Source organism: Oceaniglobus roseus, from assembly GCF_002869745.1.
GTDB lineage: Bacteria > Pseudomonadota > Alphaproteobacteria > Rhodobacterales > Rhodobacteraceae > Oceaniglobus > Oceaniglobus roseus.
Map to the genome: position 1 here is coordinate 55,344 of NZ_PNOS01000016.1, position 19,897 is coordinate 75,240.

Sequence of the window (19,897 nt, forward strand, 5' to 3'; positions counted from 1 at the left end):
GTCAGGCTCCTTTCGCCAGATCGTTCTTCAGGGCGCCCGAGCGCGCCAGCCGGTCAAGGTTGGTGAGCAGCAGCCGCAGCGGGTGGCGCAGCGCCTCGGCGCGGATGCCGTCCCAGGCCCAGGGGCTGCGTTCGCGCATGTAGCCGCGTTGCGACAGCTCCATCTGGATCGCGTGGACGCCGACCTCGGGCTGGCCGTAGTGGCGCGTGGTCCAGCCGCCGACGAAGCGGCCGTTCAGCACCGTGTCCTCGGGCGGCAGCGGATCGGTCACGGCCGCTGTCACGGCATCGGCGCAGGTCGCGCCGTGGTTCGTGCCGATGCAGAACTGCGGCAGGGTGCCGTCGAACAGGAACGGCAGGACCGAGCGGATCGAGTGGCAGTCGTAGACCACCACCGCGTCGTGCGTCCCGCGGAGCCGGTCCACCTCGGCGGCGAGCGCGGCGTGATAGGGCGCGTGGACGGTGGCGACGCGCTCGGCGATCTCGTCGGCGCCGGGCGCCTGCCCCTCGCGCCAGATCGGATCGCCGTCGAAGTCGTTGACCGGACACAGTCCCGTCGTGTTCTGCCCCGGATAGAGCGACTGCCCCGACGGATCGCGGCCCGCGTCGATCATGTAGCGGTGCACCGCGCACTGCACCACGGTCACGTCGGCCAGGAGCCCCTCGTAGAGCCGCGCTATGTGCCAGTCGGTGTCGGCCAGCCCCTGCCCCTTCGCGTTCAGCCGGTCGAACACCGCGTCGGGCAGGTCCGTCCCACCGTGGGGCATGGCGAGGATCACCGGACCGTCGCCGCGCGTGACGCCAACCACCTTCATCGTCCGAGCTCCGGCAGGGCCACGCCGCAGGCCTCGGCCAGCGCACCCGTTGCCGCCAGCTGTGCGGCGGCTTCGAGGTCGGGCGCGAGATAGCGGTCCTCGTGCAGAGGTGCCACGTCCTGCCGCAGCCGCGCCAGCACCGCTTGCAGGGGCGCGCTCGTCCGCAGCGGCGCGCGGAACTCGACCCCCTGCGCCGCGCAGATCGCCTCGACCCCCAGGATGCGGTTCAGGTTGTCGGCCATCGGCCCGAGCCGCCGCGCGCCGTGGGCGGCCATGGAGACGTGATCCTCCTGGTTGGCGGAGGTCGGGGTCGAGTCCGTGACGCAGGGGGTGGCCATGTGCTTGTTCTCGCTCATCAGGGCCGCGGTCGTCACCTCGGCAATCATCAGGCCCGAGTTCAGACCGGGCTTGGGCGTCAGGAACGGCGGCAGGTCGTGGGACAGGGTCGGGTCGACCATCAGCGCCACGCGGCGCTGCGCGATGGCGCCGATCTCGGACAGCGCGAGGGCGATCATGTCGGCGGCGAAGCCCACCGGCTCGGCATGGAAGTTGCCGCCCGAGACGATCAGCCCCGCCTCCGACAGCACCAGCGGGTTGTCGGTGGCGGCGTTGGCCTCGATCTCCAGCGTCGTCGCGGCCTGCCGCAGCACGTCCATCGCCGCGCCCGTGACCTGCGGCTGGCAGCGGATGCAATAGGGATCCTGCACGCGGGTGTCGCCGTCGCGGTGGCTTTCGCGGATCTCCGAGCCGTCGAGGATCGCGCGCATCGCCGCCGCCGCCTCGATCTGGCCGCGATGGCCGCGCAGCGCGTGGATTTCCGGCTGCAACGGCGCGGTCGAGCCCATGATCGCGTCCGTCGACAGCGCCGAGATCACCAGCGCGCCCTGCGCCGCCCGCCAGGCGCGGAACAACCCGGCCAGCGCGAAGGCGGTCGAGAACTGGGTGCCGTTGATGAAGGCCAGCCCCTCCTTCGGCCCCAGCTCCAGCGGTTCCAGCCCCGCGCGGGCCAGCGCCTCGGCCCCCGGCAGCGTCTCGCCCCTGTATTGGGCCTCGCCGTGGCCGATCACGACCGCGGTCATGTGGGCGAGTGGCGCGAGATCGCCCGAGGCGCCGACGGAGCCCTGCGAGGGCACCACGGGCGTGACGCCCCGCGCCAGCATCTCCTGCAACAGCTCGACGAACGCCCACCGGACGCCGGAGGCGCCGCGCCCGAAGGAGAGCAGCTTCAGCGCCATCATCAGCCGCACCATGTTCGGCGCGATCGGCGCGCCGACGCCGCAGCAGTGCGACAGGATCAGGTTCCTCTGCAAAACCGCCGTGTCGCCGGGCGCGATGGCGACGCTGGCCAGCTTTCCGAACCCCGTGTTGACGCCGTAGACCGCCACGTTCCCGGCCGCGGCCGAGGCGATCCTGCCCGCCGCCGCCTCCACGTCCCCACGACAGGCGGGGTCGAGCCTTACGGCGGCGCCGGTCCAGAAGATCTCGGCGAGGTCGGCGAGGGTGACGGCGCCGGGGGTGAGGGTCAGCGTCAAGGTCGGCCTCCGATGATGCGGGCGTGCAGCGGGTTGAAACCGATGCGGTAGGCGAGTTCGGCCGGGTGCGCCACGTTCCACACGGCGAGGTCGGCGCGCATCCCGGGCGCGATCAGGCCGCAGTCGCGCAGGCCGAGGGCGCGCGCCGCGTGGCGGGTCGCACCGAACAGCGCCTCTTCCGGGGTCAGGCGGAACAGCGTGCAGGCCATGTTCATCGCCAGCAGCAGCGATGTCATGGGCGACGATCCGGGGTTGCAGTCGGTCGCCACCGCCATCGGCACGCCGTGACGGCACAGCAGGTCCACGGGCGGCATCCGCGTCTCGCGCAGGGTGTAGAAGGCACCGGGCAGGATCACGGCGACGGTGCCGGCCTCTGCCATGGCCTCCACCCCGTCCTCGCCCAGGTATTCGAGGTGATCGGCCGACAGCGCCCCCCGCGCCGCCGCCAGCTTCGCGCCGCCGAGGTCGGAGAGCTGCTCGGCATGGAGTTTCACCGGCAGGCCCAGCTCCGCCGCCACGTCGAACACCCGGGCGATCTGCGCGGGAGAGAAGGCGATGCCCTCGCAGAAGCCGTCCACCGCGTCGACCAACCCCTCGGCATGGGCGGCACGCAGCGCGGGGATGCAGACCCCGTCGATATAGGCGTCGGCTTCGGACCCCTGCGGCACCGCGTGGGCGCCGAGGAAGGAGGTGACGATCCGCACCTCCCGCAGCTCGCCCAGCCGCCGCGCCGCGCGCAGCATCGCAAGCTCGGTATCGGTGTCCAGCCCGTAGCCCGACTTCACCTCGACCACCGCCACGCCTTCGGCGATCAGCGCGTCGAGCCGGGGCAGCGCCGCCACCACCAGCGCGTCCTCGTCCATCGCCCTCGTGGCCCGCACGGTCGACACGATCCCGCCCCCGGCCCGCGCGACCTCTTCGTAGGTCGCGCCCTGAAGCCGCATCTCGAACTCCGCGGCGCGGTCGCCGCCGTGGACGATGTGGGTGTGGCAGTCGATCAGCGCGGGCGAGACCAGCCGCCCGCCCATGTCGCGGACCTCGCCATGGTCGCCGTCGGGCAGGTCCTCGCGCCCGCCCGCCCAGGCGATGCGTGCGTCCTCGATCAGGATCGCGCCGTCCTCGACCCCGCCGTGGGGCGCGCCGTTCGGAAGGCCGCAGAGCCGCGCGTTCGTCAGGAGCATGGAGGAGGCGCCTTGATCGGGGATCGGAATTGACGCTATTATGTATGTACATAAAAACCTGTCAAGCGGGGACGCGGCATGACGAGGATCTGGGCGGAACAGGCGCTGTTGCCGACGGGCTGGGCGCGGGACGTGGCGGTGGAGATCGGGGCGGACGGGCGCATCGCTTCGGTGACGCCGGGCGCGGCACCCGGGGGACAGCGCGTCGGCGCGCTGCTGCCGGCCCCCGCGAACCTTCACAGCCACGCCTTCCAGCGCGCGATGGCGGGCCTGACCGAACGGCGCGGCAGCGATCCCACCGACAGCTTCTGGACCTGGCGGCAGCTGATGTTCCGCTTCCTCGACCAGCTGACGCCCGGGGACGTGACCGCCATCGCCGCCTTCGTGCAGATGGAGATGCTCGAAGCCGGTTATGGCGCCTCGGTCGAGTTCCACTACCTCCACCACCGTCCCGGCGGCGCGCCCTACGGCAATCTCGCCGAGATGTCGGCGCGGATCGCCGAGGCGGCCGAGGTCTCGGGGATCGGGCTGACCCTGCTGCCCGTGCTCTACCGCTACGGCGGCTGCGACCTGCGGCCCCTCGGCCCCGGCCAGATCCGCTTCGGCAACGATCCCGACCGCTTCGCCCGCCTGCTCGACGGCGCCCGCGCGGCCCTCGCCCCCCTGCCCGCCGACACCGTGCTGGGCGTCGCGCCCCATTCGCTGCGCGCGGTGGACCGCGACGCGTTGAGGGACGTGGCAGGCATGGTGCCGGGGGGTCCGATCCACATGCACCTGGCCGAACAGGTGGCGGAGGTGGAGGAGATCGAGGCCGCCTGGGGCGCGCGCCCCGTGACCTGGGCGCTGGAGCATCTGGGCCTCGACGCCCGCTGGTGCCTGATCCACTGCACGCAGATGACCCGGGAAGAGACGGTGGCGCTGGCGCGGACCGGCGCGACCGCGGGGCTCTGCCCGCTGACCGAGGCGAGCCTTGGCGACGGGATCTTCGACGGGGTCGCCTACCTTGGCGCGGGCGGACGGATCGGCTTCGGCTCGGACAGCAACATCCGAATCTCGCTGGCCGAGGAGATCCGCCAGCTCGACACCTCCCAGCGGCTGCGCGACAGGACGCGCGCCGCGCTGGCGACGCCGGAGAGATCCACCGGGCGCCGGATCCTCGACGCGATCTGCACAGGGGGCGCGCAGGCGGCGGGGCGCGACGGCGGCACGCTCGAGCCGGGGCGGCTGGCCGACATGGCGGCGCTCGATACCGGGCACATCGACCTTGCCGGGCTCAGGGGCGACACGCTGATCGACAGCTTCGCCTTCGCCGGCGACAGCGCCATGGTGGCCGAGGTCTGGAGCGGCGGGCGGCATCTTGTCACCGGCGGCCGCCACATCCGCCACGACGCCATCGCCGCCGCCTACGGGCAGGTCGTGCGCCGCCTGCGCGCGGATCTCTAGGCCGTCGCCGGAGGCCGGCGGGGCGGAATTTGTTTCCGCAAGGTCACTTTTGTGATTTCATTCCGTTGCACGCGGGCGCTCGGCCCGGATTCAAAAAAAATCAATGGGAGGTTAGCCTTGGACGAGAAAACGATTGGAATCGGCGTGGTCGCGCTGGTGGTCGGCGTGGCCGTTGGATACGTCGCCGCGCCGAAGGGGCCGGACATGGCCGCCATCGGCAAGCGCATGGCCCAGACGATGGAACCGGTGAGCGCCGCGAACCAGAGCCTCGACGAGAAGCTGAGCGCGCTCGGCGACTCGATGGCGTCGCTGACCGAACGGCTGGACAGCCTCGAAGGCACCGTTCAGGACGCCGCCGCCAAGGTGGGCGAGGATCTGTCGGGCAAGGTCGACACGATGTCGGCGGACGTGAAGGACACGCTCTCCAAGCTCTCGGAGGGGCAGTCCGGCCTCGACCAGCGCATGGGCAAGCTGGTCGAGACCTCGGAGAAGGCGCACCAGGCCATGGCGGCGCAGCAGCCTGCAAGCGCGGCAGGAGGGTCCGGCGACGCGAAGGCGGCCGAGGGCTCGGGGAATGACACGGCCGACGCGAAGGCAGCGGCCGGGGAAAGCTCCGGCGGCGAGGGCGGCGCGCAGAAGGCCGCCGCCTCGGGCGGCAGCGGGTCTGGCGGCAGCGGGTCGGGCGGCGACGGCCTGCGCCCCGGACAGACCGGCGTCTACGGCGACGGCGCGGTGCGCGTCTTCGTCTCGCGCGTCGACGAGGAGGGCGGCGCGGCCCGGCTGAACATGAACGGCAGGAACATGATGCTGAAGGCCGGATCGTCGAAGGCGGTCATGGGCGGGGGCACCGACTGCCTCGTGACGCTCGACGGCCTGTCCGGCGGCGCGGCGCAGCTTTCGGCGCAGTGCGGCGCCGACATGCCCGAGCCGCAGGGCTATGGCGTGGGCGAGACGGCGATGCTGGGCGACGGCAAGGTGCGCGTCTTCGTCTCGGGCGCGGACGAGGATGCGGGCACGGCGCGGATCGCCGTCAACGGCTTCCAGACCCAGACCCTGAAGGCGGGCGACTCCGTCGCGATCCAGGACAGCACCTGCAAGGTCAGCCTCGACGGCTTCGACCGCGGCCACGTCAGCCTCGGCTACTCCTGCTCGTGACCGCTCAGGCGCGGGCCCCCTTGGCCGGGGCCCGCGCGATCCAGACCGTGTGCTTCGTGCCGCGGCGGCTTTTCCCGGCGGGCACGCTCTTGGCCTCGGTGTCGAACCCCGTGCGCTTCAGGCGGGCGGTGAAGGCGGGTTCCGCCGTCGCCGACCAGACCGCCAGCACGCCGCCGGGCCGCAGCGCCCGGCGCGCGGCCTTCAGCCCCGCCTCGTGATAGAGCGCGTCGTTGCCCGGCCGGGTCAGCCCGTCGGGGCCGTTGTCGACGTCCAGCAGGATCGCGTCGTACAGACCCTCGGCCTTGCGGATCAGCGCCGCCACGTCGGCGATCTTCAGATCGACCCGCGGATCCTCCAGGCAGTCGCCGAAGACCTCGCCCATGAACTCGCTCGCCCAACCGGCAAGCTCGGGCACGATCTCGGCCACCGTCAGCCGCGCCCCCGGCCCGAGGCCACGCTGCGCGGCGCGCAGGGTGAAGCCCATGCCGAGGCCGCCGATCAGCAGGTGCGGCGCGGCGCGGTCCCTCAAGGCGGCGATGGAGAGCGTCGCCAGCGCCTCTTCCGAGCCGCTGAGCCGACTGCTCATCAGCCCGTTGCCCCCGGTGACGCGGATCGAGAACTCGTCGCCGCGCCTCAGGAGCCGCAGCGTGTCGCCGTCCGGCGCCTTCGCCGTGGCAAGAAGGACCCAGGGCAGCATCTCCTCAGGCCCCCGCCGGGCCGGGCTGCGGCGCCATGAGCGCGGCGACGAAGATCCGGCTGAAGGCGTCGGCAAGGCGCGTCAGTGGCCGCCCGGGCCGCGACAGGAGGCAGGCGGGCACCGAGATCGCAGGATCGAAGGGCCGCGCGACCAGCGCCATGTTCGGCAGGAACGAGGCGGTCCAGGGGTCCACCACCGCCACCCCCGTGCCCGCCTGCGCCAGCACCGCGGCGGTATGGCAGTAGCGCACCTCGATCTGGGGAAAATAGCCGACCCCGGCCGTCTCGAAGGCGGTCTGGAGCAGAAGCCCCAGCCGCGAGGCGCGGTCGAGCCCGATGAAACCGTGTTCCGCCACGTCCGCGGGGTGGACCACCGGACACTCCGCAAGGGGATGATCCTGCCGCATCAGCGCGACCATGCGGCTGGTCTTCAGCGTGCGGATCTCGATGCCGGGATGGCTGTCGGTGGCGAGGCACAGCCCGATGTCGGCGGCGCCGATGGCGATAGCGTCGACCACGTTCTCCATCCGCCGCACGTCGTACTGGACCGCCACGCCGGGCCGTTCGGCCACGAAGGCGGCCAGCGCGCCGGGCACGATGGAATGGCCGAGCGGCGGCGTCGCCATGACGCGCAACTTGCCGACGGCGCCGCCGCGCAGGTCGCGGACGCGGGATTCGACGCTCCTGAGCTGCTCGAACAGCGGCTCGACCTCCTGGAACAGGCTCTTCGCCTCCGGGGTCGGGCGCATCCGCTTCTTCTCGCGCTCGAACAGCGGGAAGCCCAGCTGGGCCTCGAGCTGCTTGATCGCGGTCGAGACGGAGGGCTGCGAGATCCCCAGTTCCTCGGCCGCCGCCACCGTGGTCTGGTGCAGCATCAGCGTGCCGAAAATCTCCAGCAGGCGAAGCGACAGGTCGTTGCGGCGCGCGATCTTCATGGCGCCGTCATAGACGCTTTACAATCGCTTCGCCAGCACCGCCCCGAGAGCCATGGCGACCGCCGCCTGCGTCGGGTCGATCACCGGAATCCCGAGGTCCGCCTCCAGCGGCGCGCGGTGCACCGCCATGCCGGCGCAGCCCAGCACCAGCGCCTCGGCCCCGTCGGCCATCAGCGCGCGGCCGACCTCCTGGAGCCTTGCGAAGGTGCCCGATCCCCGTGCCGTCTCGTCCACGCTCATGTTCAGCGCGCGTTCGCCCGCGACGCGGTCCAACACCCCCATACGCCGCATGTAGAGGCGGTGGCGTTTCTCGGAGGCCGAGGAGATGCCGACGATGCCGATCCGGTCGGCCCGGGACAGTGCCGTCAGGACGCCGCTCTCCTGGATGCCGAACACCGGCACCGGAGCGACCGAGCGGCAGGCGTCGATGCCAGGGTCGGAATAGCAGGCGATGACGAAGGCGGAGGCATCGGCGCGGCGCTTGACCAGCTCCACCAGCGGCAGGATCACCTGGTCGGAATGGACCTGGTTCTCGATCCCGAAGGGCCCCTCCTCCAGCGTCAGGCACTCGATCCCCGGCCCGCCTGCGAGGCGGAACGGGGCCAGCGCGCGGTCCAGCCCCTCCGTCACCGCCCGGTTGGAATTCGGGTTGACGACGACGACGGGTCCGCTCACGCCTTCGTCTCCGGCATGATGCGGGCGCCGAAGTTGGTGTCCGGGTCCAACTCGACCGCGCGGTGGCCGGGGATGCCGGTCAGGTCGATCCGCTCGCGCGCGACATACTGCCCGTATCCCGGCTCGGCCTTCAGCTCGCCGCCCTCGACGATCCTCTGCCCGCGGGTCATCACGGTGACGGGCCAGCCCTTCACGGTCCAGCCGTCGAAGGGGGTGTAGTCCATGTTGTCGTGCTGGTCCTCGACCGTGACCTTGCGCGTCTCCTCGGGGTCCCAGATCGCGATGTCGGCGTCCATGCCGATGGCGATGCTGCCCTTCTTCGTCAGGCCATAGAGCTTCGCCGCGTTGCTGGCCGACAGCGCCGCGAACTGCTGGAGCGTGATCCGCCCGGCGTTCACCCCTTCCGAGAACAGCAGCGGCAGGCGCAGCCCGATCCCCGGCATCCCGTTCGCGATCTGCTTGAAGCTGGCGTCCGGTCCCTTGGCAAGCTTGCCGGAGTCGTCGAACCGATAGGGGGCATGGTCGGACGAGAAGACGCTGAACGTGCCCGCCTGAAGGTGCCGCCACAGCGCCTCCTGCGTGGCCACGTCGCGCAAGGGCGGCGAGCACATGAACTTCGCCCCCTCCATCCCCGGCCGGTCGAGGTCGTCGCGGGTCAGGAACAGGTACTGCGCGCAGGTCTCGCCGAAGATCTTGTTCCCGGCCAGCCGCGCGCCCTGCACCAGCGCGGCCCCCTCGGGGGTGGACACATGGACGATCAGCAGCGCCGCATCCACCAGCTTCGCCAGCGAGATCGCGCGGTTGATCGCCTCGGACTCGGCCAGCGCCGGGTGCGAGGGCGCGTGATAGCGGGGCTGGGTATGACCCGCCTTCACCAGCCGGTCGGAGATCCAGGCGATCATGCCGGAGTTCTCGGCATGGACCATGGTCAGCGCGCCGTTCTCCTTCGCCACCGTCAGGATGTCGAGGAACTGCCGGTCGTCGATCTTCATCAGGTCGTAGGTCATGAAGACCTTGAACGAGGTCACGCCGCGGGCGAAGGCCGCCGGAAGCTCCTCGGTCAGCACCTTCTCGGTCGGATCGGCGACGATCAGGTGATAGCCGTAGTCGATGACGGACGCCCCCTCGGCCCGGCTGTCGTAGAGGTCCAGCGTCTCGGTCACGCCCATGCCGCGGTGCTGCGCGGCGAAGGGAACGAAGCAGGAGTTGCCGCCGAACGCCGCCGAGATGCTGCCCGAGCGGTAGTCGTCGGCGGTCATGCCCCCGGTCGCGGATTCCTGCGCGATGTGGCAGTGCGCCTCGATCCCGCCGGGCAGCACCAGCTTGCCGGTGGCGTCGATGCTGTCATTTCCCTCCAGCCCGGTTCCGAGGGCAGCGATGCTGCCCCCGGTGATGCCGATGTCGGCCCTGTAGGTGTCGGCGGCGGTGACGATGGTGCCGCCCTTGATGACGAGGTCGAACATGCTCAGACCGACCGGATCGCGCCGCCGTCGCAGCGCATCAGGCTGCCGGTGACATAGCTCGCCTGTTCCGAGGCGAGGAAGGCGCAGACCGCGCCGAACTCCTCGACCGTGCCGTAGCGGCCCGCGGGGATACCCGCCTTCGAGGCCTCGCGCGTCTCCTCCAGCGTCTTGCCGGTCTTCTCGGCCGCGTTGCTGTCCAGCTCGTCCACCCGCTCGGTGTGGATGCGGCCCGGCAGCAGCATGTTCACCGTCACCCCGTCCGCCGCCACGTCGTTGCTGAGCGACTTCGACCAGCCGACGAGGGCCGAGCGGATGGCATTGGAGAGGCCAAGGTTCGGGATCGGCTGGATCACCCCGGACGAGCCGATGGTGATGACCCGGCCCCACTTCCGCTCGCACATTCCGGGCAGCAGCCGCTTCGTCATCTCGACCACGTTCATCACCATGGTGTCGAACTGGAAGGCCAGGATCTCGGTATCGGCGTCCACCATCCGCCCCGGGGGCGGACCGCCGGTGTTGTTCACCAGGATGTCGACGCCGCCCAGGATCTCCTCGGCCGCCTTCGCCAGCGTGTTCACCGCGTCCTTGTCGGTCAGGTCGGCGGTGATGAAATCGGCCTTCCCCGGCCCCTTCGCCGTGATCGCCTTCGCCGCCGCCTCCAGCTTGTCGCCGGAACGCCCCGTCAGCAGCACATGGGCCCCCTCGGCCGCCAGCGCCTGCGCGCAGCCAAGGCCGAGGCCCCGGCTCGACGACATGACCAGCGCGCGCTTTCCGCTCAGTCCCAGATCCATCAGTTCAACTCCCCCAGTCGCTTTTCCAGACGCGCGATCAGGCGCGTCAGTTCTTCGTGGTCGCGCGCGGTCATCGACGGACCGGGCGCGCGGACCTTGCTGGACGCGATAACCCCGCGCCGCTTCAGCACCTCCTTGCGGATGGCAAGGCCGAGGCCCAGCTGCTGCTCGTAGCGCACCAGCGGCAGGTAGGCGTCGAACAGGTCTTCCGCCCCGTCCACGTCGCCCGCCTTGTGCCGCTCCACAACCTGCACCAGCATCTCGGGATAGGCAAACCCGGTCATCGCCCCGTCGGCGCCGCGCTGCATCTCCTGCGCAAGGAACAGCGCCGAGTTGCCGGTGAGGATCGACAGGCGCGGCACGTCGCCGGTGCCGGTCTCGGCCCGGACCCGCGAAAGCTTCGTCAGCCCCGGCCAGTCCTCGTGCTTCAGCATGACGATCTGCGGATGATCGACGGTCAGCCCGAGGATCGTCTCGACCGAGACCTGCACCCCGGTGGTCTGCGGGTAGTCCTGGAAGCAGATCGGCGTATCGCCGAGCGCGGTGCAGACCTGCGCCATGTAGCCCTTCAGCTTCGCCTCGGTCACCATGCCGGGCTGCGGGGCGACCATCACGCCGCCGGCCCCGGCGTCCATCACCGTGTTCGTGAGCCGCGCCATGTTGTCGAGGCCGGCCGCCGAGACGCCGACGATCACGGGGACCCGCCCGTCGATCCGCTTCAGGATGTGGCTGGCGAAGCGCTGCGCCTCGTCCCCGGCCATCTTCGGCGCCTCGCCCATGATGCCGAGGATCGTCATGCCGGTGACGCCGCACTCGAGGTAGAAGTCCACCATCCGGTCGGTGCTGTCGAAGTCGATCGCCCCGCTGTCATCGAACGGCGTCGCGGCGATGATGAACACCCCCTCGGACTCTCTGTGGATCAGGTTGCTCAACGTGTCTCTCCCTTGGTCTTCGGTACGGCCGGGATCGCCATGGGGGCGATCTCGTCCAGCCTTGCATAACGGTCGGCGAACAGACGCGCGACCGGATAGTCGCCGTCTCCCACGGCGTCCCAGCGGACGCGCCAGGCGTCGGTGTCGATCAGCCCGTCGGCGGTGGCAAGCCCCACCGCCTGCCCGATCACGATGTCCCGCTCGGGGCTGAACTGGAGCGTGGTCAGGCGGCGGCACTCGATCGCCGCCGGAGCATCGGCCAGCCGCGGCGGCGCGACATGGGCCGAGGGCGCGGTGGCGAGGCCGAGCGCCTCGGGCTCGGACACGTCGGAGGCATAGGCGGCGGCGGTGCCCACCATCGACTCGGTCAGCGCGGGCGTCGCGATGTTCACCACGAACTCGCCGGTACGTCGGATGTTGGCGGTGGTGTCCTTGGGGCTGCCGTCGGGGCGGTGTTCGAGGCCGAGGACGACGATGGCCGGGTCCTGTCCGAAGAGGTTGAAGAAGGAATAGGGCGCGGCGTTGACCACGCCGGTCGGCCCCAGCGTCGTCACCCAGGCGACGGGGCGCGGGATCACCACGGCCGTCAGCAGCTTGTAGCGCAGCTGCGGCTCCATGGCGTTCAGGTCGAGGGACAGGGTCATTCGGCGGCTTTTTCCTCGGACGGCAGGATCACCCCGGTCTGGCCGGTGATGCGCCCGTAATGCTCGATCCGCCGGTGGCGGGCGAAGTCGAAGATCGTCGCCTTGCCGAAGTTGCAGAGGTCCATGTCGCAGGCATGCACGATCAGCTCGTCCCCCTCGCCCTTTGCGCGCGCCACGACGAAGCCGTTCGGATCGACGATGATCGAGCCCGCCATCAGCGGATGCCCGTCCTCGTCCCCCGCCTTGGCGATGGCCGCGACCCAAGCCGCGTTCTGGTAGGCCCCGGCCGTCACCGACAGCTCGGAGTGATAGAGCCGCTGCTCCAGCCCCTCGCGGCTGTCCTGGCTGTTCACCGAGGGCGTGTTGTAGCCCAGGGTTATCAGCTCCACCCCCTGCAGCCCCATCTCGCGATAGACCTCGGGCCAGCGGCGGTCGTTGCAGATGCACATGCCCATCCAGGCGTCGAGGTTGCGCCAGACCGGAAAGCCCAGGTCGCCCGGTTCGAAATACCGCTTCTCGAGGTGCTGGAAGGCGCGTTCGGTGTCGAACTCGCTGTGCCCCGGCAGGTGCACCTTGCGGTACTTGCCCACGATGTTGCCCGCCCGGTCGGTCAGGATCGAGGTGTTGAAGTGCCGCCCTTCCGGCGTCTTCTCGGCATAGCCGAAGGTGATGGCGATGCCGTGCCGCCGGGCCGCGTCGAACAGGGGCCGGGTGGCGTCGTTCGGCATCTCGGACTCGAACCACGTGTCGACCTCGACCTGGTCCTCCATGTACCAGCGCGGGAAGAAGGTGGTCAGCGCGAGTTCCGGGAACACGACAAGGTCGCAGCCCGCCCCCGCCGCCTGGTCCAGCAGCGCGACCATCCGCGCCACGACCTCGGCCCGGCTCTCGGCCCTCTGGATCGGGCCCATCTGGGCCCCGCCGATCACGATTTCCCGCATGTCGTCCTCCTCAACTGGCGATGCGCCGCTCGAACCGGGCGATCACGCGCACCAGCGGCCAGAGCAGCAACAGGTAGAGCCCCGCCGCCAGAACCAGCGGCGAGGCGTTGTAAGTGACCGAGCGCACGAGGCCCGCGGCGTGCAGCATTTCCCCGAGGCTCACCACCGAGGCGAGCGAGGTGAGCTTGACCACCTCGACCACGTTCGACAGCAGGTCCGGCAGCACGTTGCGCACCGCCTGCGGCAGCGTCACCCAGAGCAGCGTCTGGGCGCCGGTCAGGCCCGTGGACCGTGCCGCCTCGCCCTGCCCCTTCGGCACCGACAGCAGTCCGGCGCGGAAGATCTCGGCGAAATAGGCGGAGTTGTTCAGGAAGAAGCCGACGGTGACGGCGGCGAAGGGCGAGATCTTCAGCCCCGCGAAGGGCAGCCCGGCATAGATGAAGATCAGGAGCACCAGCGGCGGGGTCGCCCGGAACAGGTCGACGAAGGCGATGGAGACCCAGCGCACCGCCCGGTTCTTCGCCACCGATCCGATGGCGAAGACCAGCCCGCCGAGCGCGCCGAGGGGGATCACCACGGCGCAGATCAAAAGCGTGACGCCCAGCCCCTTCAGCACCAGCGGCAGCGCCTTGGCCATGATGTCGAGGTTGAAGAACTGCTGAAGGATCGCCTCCATGCTCAGGCCCCCGGCGGCGCGAAGCGCGCTTCCAGCCAGCGCGACGCGATGACGAAGGGCAGGAACAGGATGACATAGGCGACGGCGGCCAGCGTCAGCGGCGAGGCATTGGCCGAGAAGCTCTGCGCCGTCGTCGCCTGCCCGAGGATGTCGGGCACGCCGATCACCATGCCGAGCGCGGTCATCTTGGTGATCGCGATGGCGCGGTTGGTCAGCGGCGGGATCACCATGCGCAGCGCCTGCGGCAGCACCACATGGCCGAGCGTCCAGGTGAAGGTCAGCCCGGTCGACCGCGCGGCCTCCCACTGGCCCTTCGGCGTCGCGGTGATGCCGGCCCAGACGATTTCCTCCGCGAAGGCGGCAAGGACCAGCGTCAGGATCAGGAACAGCACGGTGAAGGAGGACAGCAGGACGCCCACGTTCGGCAGTCCGAAATAGGCGAGCAGGATCAGCACCAGCGGCGGCAGGGCGCGGAAGATGTCGGCGTAGATCACGATGGGGAGGGACAGGGCGGCGATCCTGTAGGCGCGCAGGCAGGCGAGCGCCGTGCCAAGGGCGATGCCCGCCAGCACGATCAGAACCGACAGCAGCACCGTCACCCCCGCGCCCTTCAGGATCAGGGGCGTGTATTTCGCAAGAACCGCGGGGTTCAGGAACTGGTCGAGGAACACCTCCATCGCGCCTACCCGTGGAAGCGCGAGAGGAACGCGCGGGTGCGCGCCTCGGTCGGGGCGCCGAAGACCTGTTCGGGCGGTCCCTGCTCGACGATCACGCCGCCGTCCATGAAGATGACGCGGTCGGCGGCATCGCGGGCGAACTTCATCTCGTGGCTGACGACGAGCATGGTCATCCCCTGCCCCGCCACGTCCCGCATCACGTCCAGCACGTCGCCCACCAGCTCGGGATCCAGCGCCGAGGTCGGCTCGTCGAACAGCATGACCGAGGGCTTCAGCGCCAGCGCCCGCGCGATGGCCACCCGCTGCTGCTGGCCGCCCGAAAGCTGCGAGGGATAGTGGCGGGCGCGGTCCGACAGGCCGACGCGGTTCAGCGCCTCGATCCCAGCCGCCTCGGCCTCGGCCTTCGCCATGCCCTGCACGCGGCGCAGCGCGAGGGTGACGTTGCCGAGTGCCGAAAGGTGCGGGTAGAGGTTGAAGGACTGGAATACCATCCCGATCCGCTGGCGCATCCGGTTGAGGTTCACCCCCGGCCCGGTCAGCCGGTCGCCCTCCACCAGCACCTCGCCGCTGTCGGGTTCCTCCAGCCGGTTGCAGCAGCGCAGCATGGTGGACTTGCCCGAACCCGACGGCCCCAGCACGAACACCATCTCGCCGCGCCGCACGTCGAGGTCGATGCCCTTCAGCACCTCGTCGGCGCCGAAGGACTTGTGCAGCGCCCGGACCGACAGGGCCGCCGCGTCCGCGGCGCCCCCGGAGGCTGCGACGGACGCCATGTCAGTTGCAGCCTGGGGTGTGGTCGTCCTCGACGTAACCGGCGAAGCCCGGCTCGCCGAAGCCCGGCTGCGGCGTCACGGCGGCCGAGCCCGGCTCGGGGATTGTGCCGAACCACTTCTCGCTCAGCGCCGCCATGGTGCCGTCGGTCTTCATGCACTCGATCACCTTCTCGACCGTCGCGCGCAGCTCCTCGTCGCCCTTCCTGAACGGCATCCCCCAGACGAGGCCGGTGGAGAAGACGTAGCTGAGTTGCAGCTGCGGGTTCTGCTTCACGGCCCAGGCCGACACGGTGTTGCCCGCGACGTTGGCGAAGGCGCGGCCCGACATCACCGCCTGGACCGCATCGGCGTTGGTGCCGTAGCTTTCGACCGTCCAGCCGACCTCGCCCTCCTTCTCGCGCGCCCAGCTGTCATAGACCGAGCCCTTGTTGACCGCGATCACCTTGCCCTCGAAGCCCTCGAGGTCGGTGATGTCCTCGGTCCCCTTCTTCACCACGAAGCCGAAGTCGGTGTTCAGGTAGCCCTCCGAGAACAGCACGCTGTCGGCCCGCTCCTTGGTGATCGTGGTGGGGGCGACGACGAAGTCGTAGGTGCCCGCGGCGAGGCCCGGCAGGATGCCCGAGAACTGGGTGGCGACGATGTCCATCTTCGCGCCGAGCCGTGTGCCGATCTCGTTGGCGAGGTCGATGTTGAAGCCCTCGACCCCGCCCGACAGCGACGGCATGGCGTGGGGCGCGAAGGTGCCGTCGACGGCGACGGTATAGGTCTTGTCCTGTGCCCTGGCGGCCCCGCCAAGGGCGAGCGCGGCGGCAAGGACGGCAATCGAAAGCTTGCAGTTCATCGTGGACCTCCTGTTGTCGTTTTCTTTGGTGTCAGCGTAAGCCGGGCCGGCGGCGCCGACCCAGTGAAGAATGACCGTGGCCTTATGAGATTTCCGATAGGATCATTTCTCGGCCCCATACCCGCTCACATCGCCGCCTCGACCAGGAACGGCCCCGGCTCGGCCATGGCGTCGGCGATGGCGCGCTGCAGCTCGGCCACGTCCTCGACCCGGCGGCCCGGCACTCCCATGCCCTTCGCGATCGCCACGAAGTCGAGCGCCGGGCGGTCGAGGTCCAGCATGTCGAGGGCGGAGCGGCCCGGATTGGCGCCGACGGCGAAAAGCTCGATCTTCAGGATCTCGTAGGATCGGTTGGCGAAGACCACGGTGGTCACGTTCGCCCCCTCCCGCGCCTGCGACCAGAGGCCCTGGATCGTGTACATGGCCGAGCCGTCCGCCTGGAGCGCCAGCACCGGACGCTCCGGGCAGGCGATGGCGGCACCAAGCGCGAGCGGAATGCCGTCCCCGATGGCGCCGCCGGTGAGCGAGATCCAGGAATGGGGCGGCGCGCCCTCGGTCTGCCGCCAGACGTCGCGCCCGCCGCTGACGCTCTCGTCCACGACGATGGCGTTTTCCGGCAGGGCGTTGGCGATGGCCGTGGCGATGGTCTCGGGCGTGATCGCGCCCGCCTGCGGCGCGGGGGGCAGGCTTGCGTGGCTGCGGTTCGCCTGCGCCCCCACCCGTTCGGCCAGGGCGGCGACGGCGGCGGGGCCGTCGCCGTCGCGCCCGGTCAGCGTCGCCACCTCGCAGCCCGCGGGCAGCAGCAGCGAGGGGCGGTCGGGATAGGCGAAGAAGGCGACCGGCTCCACCGTCTCGATCAGCACCGCCCGCCGGAACGGCTTCAGCGTGTCGAGCGCCATGTTGATCGGATACGGCACCCTGGCGATCCCCGCGCGCCCCGCCCCGCGGTCGAACCGCCGGTTCGAGGTCGGGGCCAGCGCCTTCGCCCCGGTTTGCGCCGCGATGCCCTGAAGCTGCGCCACCGCCTCGGGCGTCTCCAGCACCCGGCCGCTGACGAGGATCACGGTGTCGGGGCCGAGCATCCCTGCCGCCCTCTCGACCGCCGCCTCCTCCAGCGGCGCGAACTCCGGCGCGGCCGGCGGCGGCGCGATCTGCCCGCCCGCGTCCCAGCCGATGTCGGCGGGGGCGATCAGGGTGGCGACCTTGTTCGGCCGCGACATGGCGGCGCCGAGCGCCTCCATCGCGTCCGCGGCGAAGCTCTCGGGGCTGGTCGCGGTCTTCACCCAGTCCGAGAACGGGGCCGCCGCGCCCGCCACGTCGGCGGTCAGCGGCGCGTCGTAGTCGCGGTGGCGCACGGCATGGTCGCCCACGAGGTTCACCATGGGCGAGCGCGCCTTGCGGGCGTTGTGCATGTTCGCGCCCGCATTCGCGAGGCCCGGCGCGAGGTGCAGCAGCGTCACCGCGGGGACGTCCGCCATCCGCGCATAGCCGTCGGCGGCGCCGGTCACGACGCCCTCGAACAGCCCCAGCACGCAGCGCAGGAGCCCGGTGCGGTCGAGCGCGTCGACGAACTGCATCTCCGAGGTGCCGGGGTTGGCGAAACAGACGCGAACACCGGCGCCGTGGAGCGAACGGACGACGGATTCGGCGCCGTTCATGGGAGCTTGGTCTTTCATGTGTTTTCCTTCTGCCGCGCGGCTTCGAGCACCTGGAGGCGGCGGGTCAGCGCCTCGGAGGGCGGATTTTCGGCCGCCGCCTCGGTGGTCGGAGCGGTCTCGGCAAAGTGGCAGGCGACGCGGGCCTTGCCCAGAGGGCGCAGCACGGGGCGTTCGGTGCGGCAGCGCGCCTCGGCCAGCGGGCAGCGCGGGTGGAAGGCGCAGCCGGGCGGCGGGTTCAGCGCCGACGGCAGGTCGCCCTCGACCGGCGCGCTGGTCTTGCGCGCGGCGGGATCGGGTCGCGGCGCGGCGGCGATCAGCGAACGGGTGTAGGGATGGCGCGGCGTGGCGAACAGCTCGGCCACCGGCGCCTCCTCCACGATCCGTCCGAGGTAGACGACGGCGACCCGCGCCGCCATGTGCCGCACCACGGCAAGGTCGTGGCTGATGAAGACATAGCCGATGCCGAACTCGGTCTGCAAATCCTTCAGAAGGTTCACGATCTGCGCCTGCACGCTGACGTCGAGCGCGCTGACCGGTTCGTCGCAGACGATGAGCCTTGGCCGGGTGGCGAGGGCGCGGGCGATGCCGACGCGCTGGCGCTGGCCGCCCGAGAACTCGTGCGGGAAGCGGCCCGCGTGCCAGGGTTGCAGCCCGCAGGTTTCGAGCAGCGCATCGACCTTGCCCTTCACGTCCGACGAGGTGGCGAGGCCGTGGAGCAGCAGCGGCTCGGCCAGCGTCTCGGCCACGGTCATGCGGGGATTGAGCGAGCCGAAGGGATCCTGGAAGATGATCTGCATCCGCTTGCGCATCTCGCGCATGTCGGCGGCGGGCAGGTCCATGACCTGCGTGCCGTCCAGGCTGACCGTGCCCGCGGTCGGCTCCAGCAGCCGCAAAAGCGTGCGGCCGATGGTGGACTTGCCGCAGCCGGATTCGCCGACGATGGCAAGGGTTTCGCCCTCGTTCACGTCGAAGCTCACGTCGGTGACGGCCTGCACCGTGCCGACCTGGCGGCGAAGGACGCCGCGGCGGACGGGGAAATGCTTGGTCAGGCCCCGGACCTCCAGCATCGCGCTCATGCCGCGGCCTCGATCGGGGCGCGCCAGCAGGCGACGGTGTGGCCGGGGGCAAGCTCGGCAAGCGGCGGATCCTCGGCGCGGCAGTGGTCTGTGGCCAGCGGGCAGCGCGAGGCGAAGCGGCAGCCGCCGATCTTCGCCCAGGGCGGCGGAACGGTGCCGGGAATGGTGGCAAGGCGGCCCGCGGCGCTGCCGATGCGGGGCACGGCGGCCATCAGGCCCACGGTGTAGGGATGCTGGGGGTCGGAGAAGAGCGCGGCGGTGCTGGCACGTTCCACCACGCGGCCCGCGTACATCACCACGACGTCGTCGCAGGTCTGCGCCACGACGCCGAGGTCGTGGGTGACGAGCATCACCGCGGCGCCGGTGCGTTCGCGAAGTTCTCCCATGAGATCAAGGATCTGCGCCTGGATCGTGACGTCGAGCGCGGTGGTCGGCTCGTCCGCGATCAGCAACGCCGGATCGTTCGCCAGCGCCAGCGCGATCATCACCCGCTGCCGCTGCCCGCCCGACAGCTGGTGCGGGTAATCGTCGGCGCGGCTTCTCGGCGAGGGCAGCCCGACGAGGTCCAGCATCTCGACCGCGCGGTCGCGGGCGGCCTTGCGCGACAGGCCGGAATGGACCGAAAGGCTCTCCTCGATCTGCGCGCCGCAGGTGTAGACCGGGTTGAGCGAGGTCATAGGTTCCTGGAAGATCATCCCGATCTCGCCGCCGCGCAGCTTCCTCATCTCGGTCTCGGACAGCTTCAGGAGGTCGCGACCCTTGAACCGGATCGCCCCGCCCGCGTAGTGCCCCGGCGGCTGCGGCACGAGCCGCATGATCGAGAGCGAGGTCACGGACTTGCCGCAGCCCGACTCCCCCACCACGCCCAGCGTCTTGCCGCTGTGAAGCGACAGCGACACCCCCTGCACCGCCCGCTGCACGGTGCCGCCGATGCGGAACTCGACGGCGAGGTCTTCCACCTCGAGAAGCGGCGCGTGATCCATCTGCGGCTCCT

Annotated in this window: 20 protein-coding genes; 2 read left to right on the forward strand and 18 right to left on the reverse strand. The window is 70.7% G+C overall.

Annotation, left to right across the window (positions count from 1 at the left end; all coding sequences use genetic code 11):
• Window position 1: 1 nt before the first annotated feature.
• From hutG to hutI, 3 genes are read right to left on the reverse strand one after another with little or no spacing between them, the layout of a single operon-like run.
• Entirely contained in the window at window positions 2–814 is an 813-nt protein-coding gene (gene hutG, locus A7B20_RS09995; protein WP_102108435.1) for an N-formylglutamate deformylase, read from the reverse strand.
• The gene (gene hutH / locus A7B20_RS10000) at window positions 811–2,346 is read right to left on the reverse strand and encodes a histidine ammonia-lyase (RefSeq protein WP_245866781.1); all 1,536 of its coding nucleotides are present in this window, start codon (window positions 2,344–2,346) and stop codon (window positions 811–813) included. Before hutH ends, hutG begins: the two co-directional genes overlap by 4 nt.
• Window positions 2,343–3,527, reverse strand: a complete 1,185-nt coding sequence (gene hutI, locus A7B20_RS10005) for an imidazolonepropionase (protein ID WP_102108436.1) — start codon at window positions 3,525–3,527, stop codon at window positions 2,343–2,345. Before hutI ends, hutH begins: the two co-directional genes overlap by 4 nt.
• Window positions 3,528–3,605: 78 nt before the next feature.
• Here hutI and A7B20_RS10010 point away from each other — a divergent pair, with 78 nt between their 5' ends.
• Window positions 3,606–4,970, forward strand: a complete 1,365-nt coding sequence (locus A7B20_RS10010; protein WP_102108437.1) for a formimidoylglutamate deiminase — start codon at window positions 3,606–3,608, stop codon at window positions 4,968–4,970.
• Window positions 4,971–5,087: 117 nt separating this feature from the next.
• On the forward strand, window positions 5,088–6,125 hold the full coding sequence (locus A7B20_RS10015; protein WP_102108438.1) for a hypothetical protein: 1,038 nt from the start codon (window positions 5,088–5,090) through the stop codon (window positions 6,123–6,125).
• Window positions 6,126–6,129: 4 nt separating this feature from the next.
• Here the strand turns inward: A7B20_RS10015 and A7B20_RS10020 are convergent, their stop codons facing one another.
• From A7B20_RS10020 to A7B20_RS10090, 15 genes are all read right to left on the reverse strand, one after another.
• Complete coding sequence (locus A7B20_RS10020; protein ID WP_102108439.1) at window positions 6,130–6,822, reverse strand: spermidine synthase; 693 nt, start codon at window positions 6,820–6,822, stop codon at window positions 6,130–6,132.
• Window positions 6,823–6,826: 4 nt separating this feature from the next.
• A complete protein-coding gene (locus tag A7B20_RS10025; protein ID WP_102108440.1) occupies window positions 6,827–7,756 on the reverse strand; it encodes a LysR family transcriptional regulator in 930 nt (309 codons plus the stop codon).
• A gap of 18 nt (window positions 7,757–7,774) precedes the next feature.
• Window positions 7,775–8,431: an aspartate/glutamate racemase family protein gene (locus A7B20_RS10030; protein WP_102108441.1), complete on the reverse strand. Its 657-nt coding sequence runs from the start codon at window positions 8,429–8,431 to the stop codon at window positions 7,775–7,777.
• Window positions 8,428–9,894: a dihydropyrimidinase gene (gene hydA / locus A7B20_RS10035; RefSeq protein WP_172960992.1), complete on the reverse strand. Its 1,467-nt coding sequence runs from the start codon at window positions 9,892–9,894 to the stop codon at window positions 8,428–8,430. Before hydA ends, A7B20_RS10030 begins: the two co-directional genes overlap by 4 nt.
• A gap of 2 nt (window positions 9,895–9,896) precedes the next feature.
• Window positions 9,897–10,685: an SDR family oxidoreductase gene (locus A7B20_RS10040; RefSeq protein WP_102108442.1), complete on the reverse strand. Its 789-nt coding sequence runs from the start codon at window positions 10,683–10,685 to the stop codon at window positions 9,897–9,899.
• Complete coding sequence (locus A7B20_RS10045; RefSeq protein ID WP_102108443.1) at window positions 10,685–11,617, reverse strand: dihydrodipicolinate synthase family protein; 933 nt, start codon at window positions 11,615–11,617, stop codon at window positions 10,685–10,687. Before A7B20_RS10045 ends, A7B20_RS10040 begins: the two co-directional genes overlap by 1 nt.
• Complete coding sequence (locus A7B20_RS10050; protein ID WP_245866785.1) at window positions 11,614–12,261, reverse strand: flavin reductase family protein; 648 nt, start codon at window positions 12,259–12,261, stop codon at window positions 11,614–11,616. The genes A7B20_RS10045 and A7B20_RS10050 overlap by 4 nt, the downstream gene beginning before the upstream one ends.
• Entirely contained in the window at window positions 12,258–13,202 is a 945-nt protein-coding gene (locus tag A7B20_RS10055) for an N-carbamoyl-D-amino-acid hydrolase (protein WP_102108444.1), read from the reverse strand. The genes A7B20_RS10050 and A7B20_RS10055 overlap by 4 nt, the downstream gene beginning before the upstream one ends.
• 10 nt (window positions 13,203–13,212) lie before the next feature.
• A complete protein-coding gene (locus A7B20_RS10060; protein WP_102108445.1) occupies window positions 13,213–13,878 on the reverse strand; it encodes an amino acid ABC transporter permease in 666 nt (221 codons plus the stop codon).
• Window positions 13,879–13,880: 2 nt separating this feature from the next.
• The gene (locus A7B20_RS10065; protein WP_102108446.1) at window positions 13,881–14,555 is read right to left on the reverse strand and encodes an amino acid ABC transporter permease; all 675 of its coding nucleotides are present in this window, start codon (window positions 14,553–14,555) and stop codon (window positions 13,881–13,883) included.
• A gap of 5 nt (window positions 14,556–14,560) precedes the next feature.
• On the reverse strand, window positions 14,561–15,328 hold the full coding sequence (locus tag A7B20_RS10070) for an amino acid ABC transporter ATP-binding protein (RefSeq protein WP_102108447.1): 768 nt from the start codon (window positions 15,326–15,328) through the stop codon (window positions 14,561–14,563).
• Window position 15,329: 1 nt separating this feature from the next.
• Window positions 15,330–16,169 carry a transporter substrate-binding domain-containing protein gene (locus tag A7B20_RS10075; RefSeq protein ID WP_102108448.1) on the reverse strand — a complete coding sequence of 280 codons (840 nt, stop codon included), beginning with the start codon at window positions 16,167–16,169 and terminating at the stop codon, window positions 15,330–15,332.
• A gap of 125 nt (window positions 16,170–16,294) precedes the next feature.
• A complete protein-coding gene (locus A7B20_RS10080) occupies window positions 16,295–17,845 on the reverse strand; it encodes an acetolactate synthase large subunit (RefSeq protein WP_245866789.1) in 1,551 nt (516 codons plus the stop codon).
• Complete coding sequence (locus tag A7B20_RS10085) at window positions 17,842–18,903, reverse strand: ABC transporter ATP-binding protein (protein WP_102108450.1); 1,062 nt, start codon at window positions 18,901–18,903, stop codon at window positions 17,842–17,844. The genes A7B20_RS10080 and A7B20_RS10085 overlap by 4 nt, the downstream gene beginning before the upstream one ends.
• Window positions 18,900–19,886 carry an ABC transporter ATP-binding protein gene (locus tag A7B20_RS10090; RefSeq protein WP_102108451.1) on the reverse strand — a complete coding sequence of 329 codons (987 nt, stop codon included), beginning with the start codon at window positions 19,884–19,886 and terminating at the stop codon, window positions 18,900–18,902. Before A7B20_RS10090 ends, A7B20_RS10085 begins: the two co-directional genes overlap by 4 nt.
• Window positions 19,887–19,897: the final 11 nt, after the last annotated feature.

What these genes read in the sequence shown, in the direction of transcription:
- A7B20_RS10085 (WP_102108450.1), bottom strand. Translation starts at nt 18,903, where the DNA reads ATGAGCGCGATGCTGGAGGTCCGGGGCCTGACCAAGCATTTCCCCGTC.
- A7B20_RS10010 (WP_102108437.1), top strand. Translation starts at nt 3,606, where the DNA reads ATGACGAGGATCTGGGCGGAACAGGCGCTGTTGCCGACGGGCTGGGCG.
- hydA (WP_172960992.1), bottom strand. Translation starts at nt 9,894, where the DNA reads ATGTTCGACCTCGTCATCAAGGGCGGCACCATCGTCACCGCCGCCGAC.
- A7B20_RS10020 (WP_102108439.1), bottom strand. Translation starts at nt 6,822, where the DNA reads ATGCTGCCCTGGGTCCTTCTTGCCACGGCGAAGGCGCCGGACGGCGAC.
- A7B20_RS10060 (WP_102108445.1), bottom strand. Translation starts at nt 13,878, where the DNA reads ATGGAGGCGATCCTTCAGCAGTTCTTCAACCTCGACATCATGGCCAAG.
- A7B20_RS10090 (WP_102108451.1), bottom strand. Translation starts at nt 19,886, where the DNA reads ATGGATCACGCGCCGCTTCTCGAGGTGGAAGACCTCGCCGTCGAGTTC.
- A7B20_RS10075 (WP_102108448.1), bottom strand. Translation starts at nt 16,169, where the DNA reads ATGAACTGCAAGCTTTCGATTGCCGTCCTTGCCGCCGCGCTCGCCCTT.
- A7B20_RS10050 (WP_245866785.1), bottom strand. Translation starts at nt 12,261, where the DNA reads ATGACCCTGTCCCTCGACCTGAACGCCATGGAGCCGCAGCTGCGCTAC.
- A7B20_RS10025 (WP_102108440.1), bottom strand. Translation starts at nt 7,756, where the DNA reads ATGAAGATCGCGCGCCGCAACGACCTGTCGCTTCGCCTGCTGGAGATT.
- A7B20_RS10070 (WP_102108447.1), bottom strand. Translation starts at nt 15,328, where the DNA reads ATGGCGTCCGTCGCAGCCTCCGGGGGCGCCGCGGACGCGGCGGCCCTG.
- A7B20_RS10080 (WP_245866789.1), bottom strand. Translation starts at nt 17,845, where the DNA reads ATGAAAGACCAAGCTCCCATGAACGGCGCCGAATCCGTCGTCCGTTCG.
- A7B20_RS10055 (WP_102108444.1), bottom strand. Translation starts at nt 13,202, where the DNA reads ATGCGGGAAATCGTGATCGGCGGGGCCCAGATGGGCCCGATCCAGAGG.
- hutG (WP_102108435.1), bottom strand. Translation starts at nt 814, where the DNA reads ATGAAGGTGGTTGGCGTCACGCGCGGCGACGGTCCGGTGATCCTCGCC.
- hutI (WP_102108436.1), bottom strand. Translation starts at nt 3,527, where the DNA reads ATGCTCCTGACGAACGCGCGGCTCTGCGGCCTTCCGAACGGCGCGCCC.
- A7B20_RS10065 (WP_102108446.1), bottom strand. Translation starts at nt 14,555, where the DNA reads ATGGAGGTGTTCCTCGACCAGTTCCTGAACCCCGCGGTTCTTGCGAAA.
- A7B20_RS10040 (WP_102108442.1), bottom strand. Translation starts at nt 10,685, where the DNA reads ATGGATCTGGGACTGAGCGGAAAGCGCGCGCTGGTCATGTCGTCGAGC.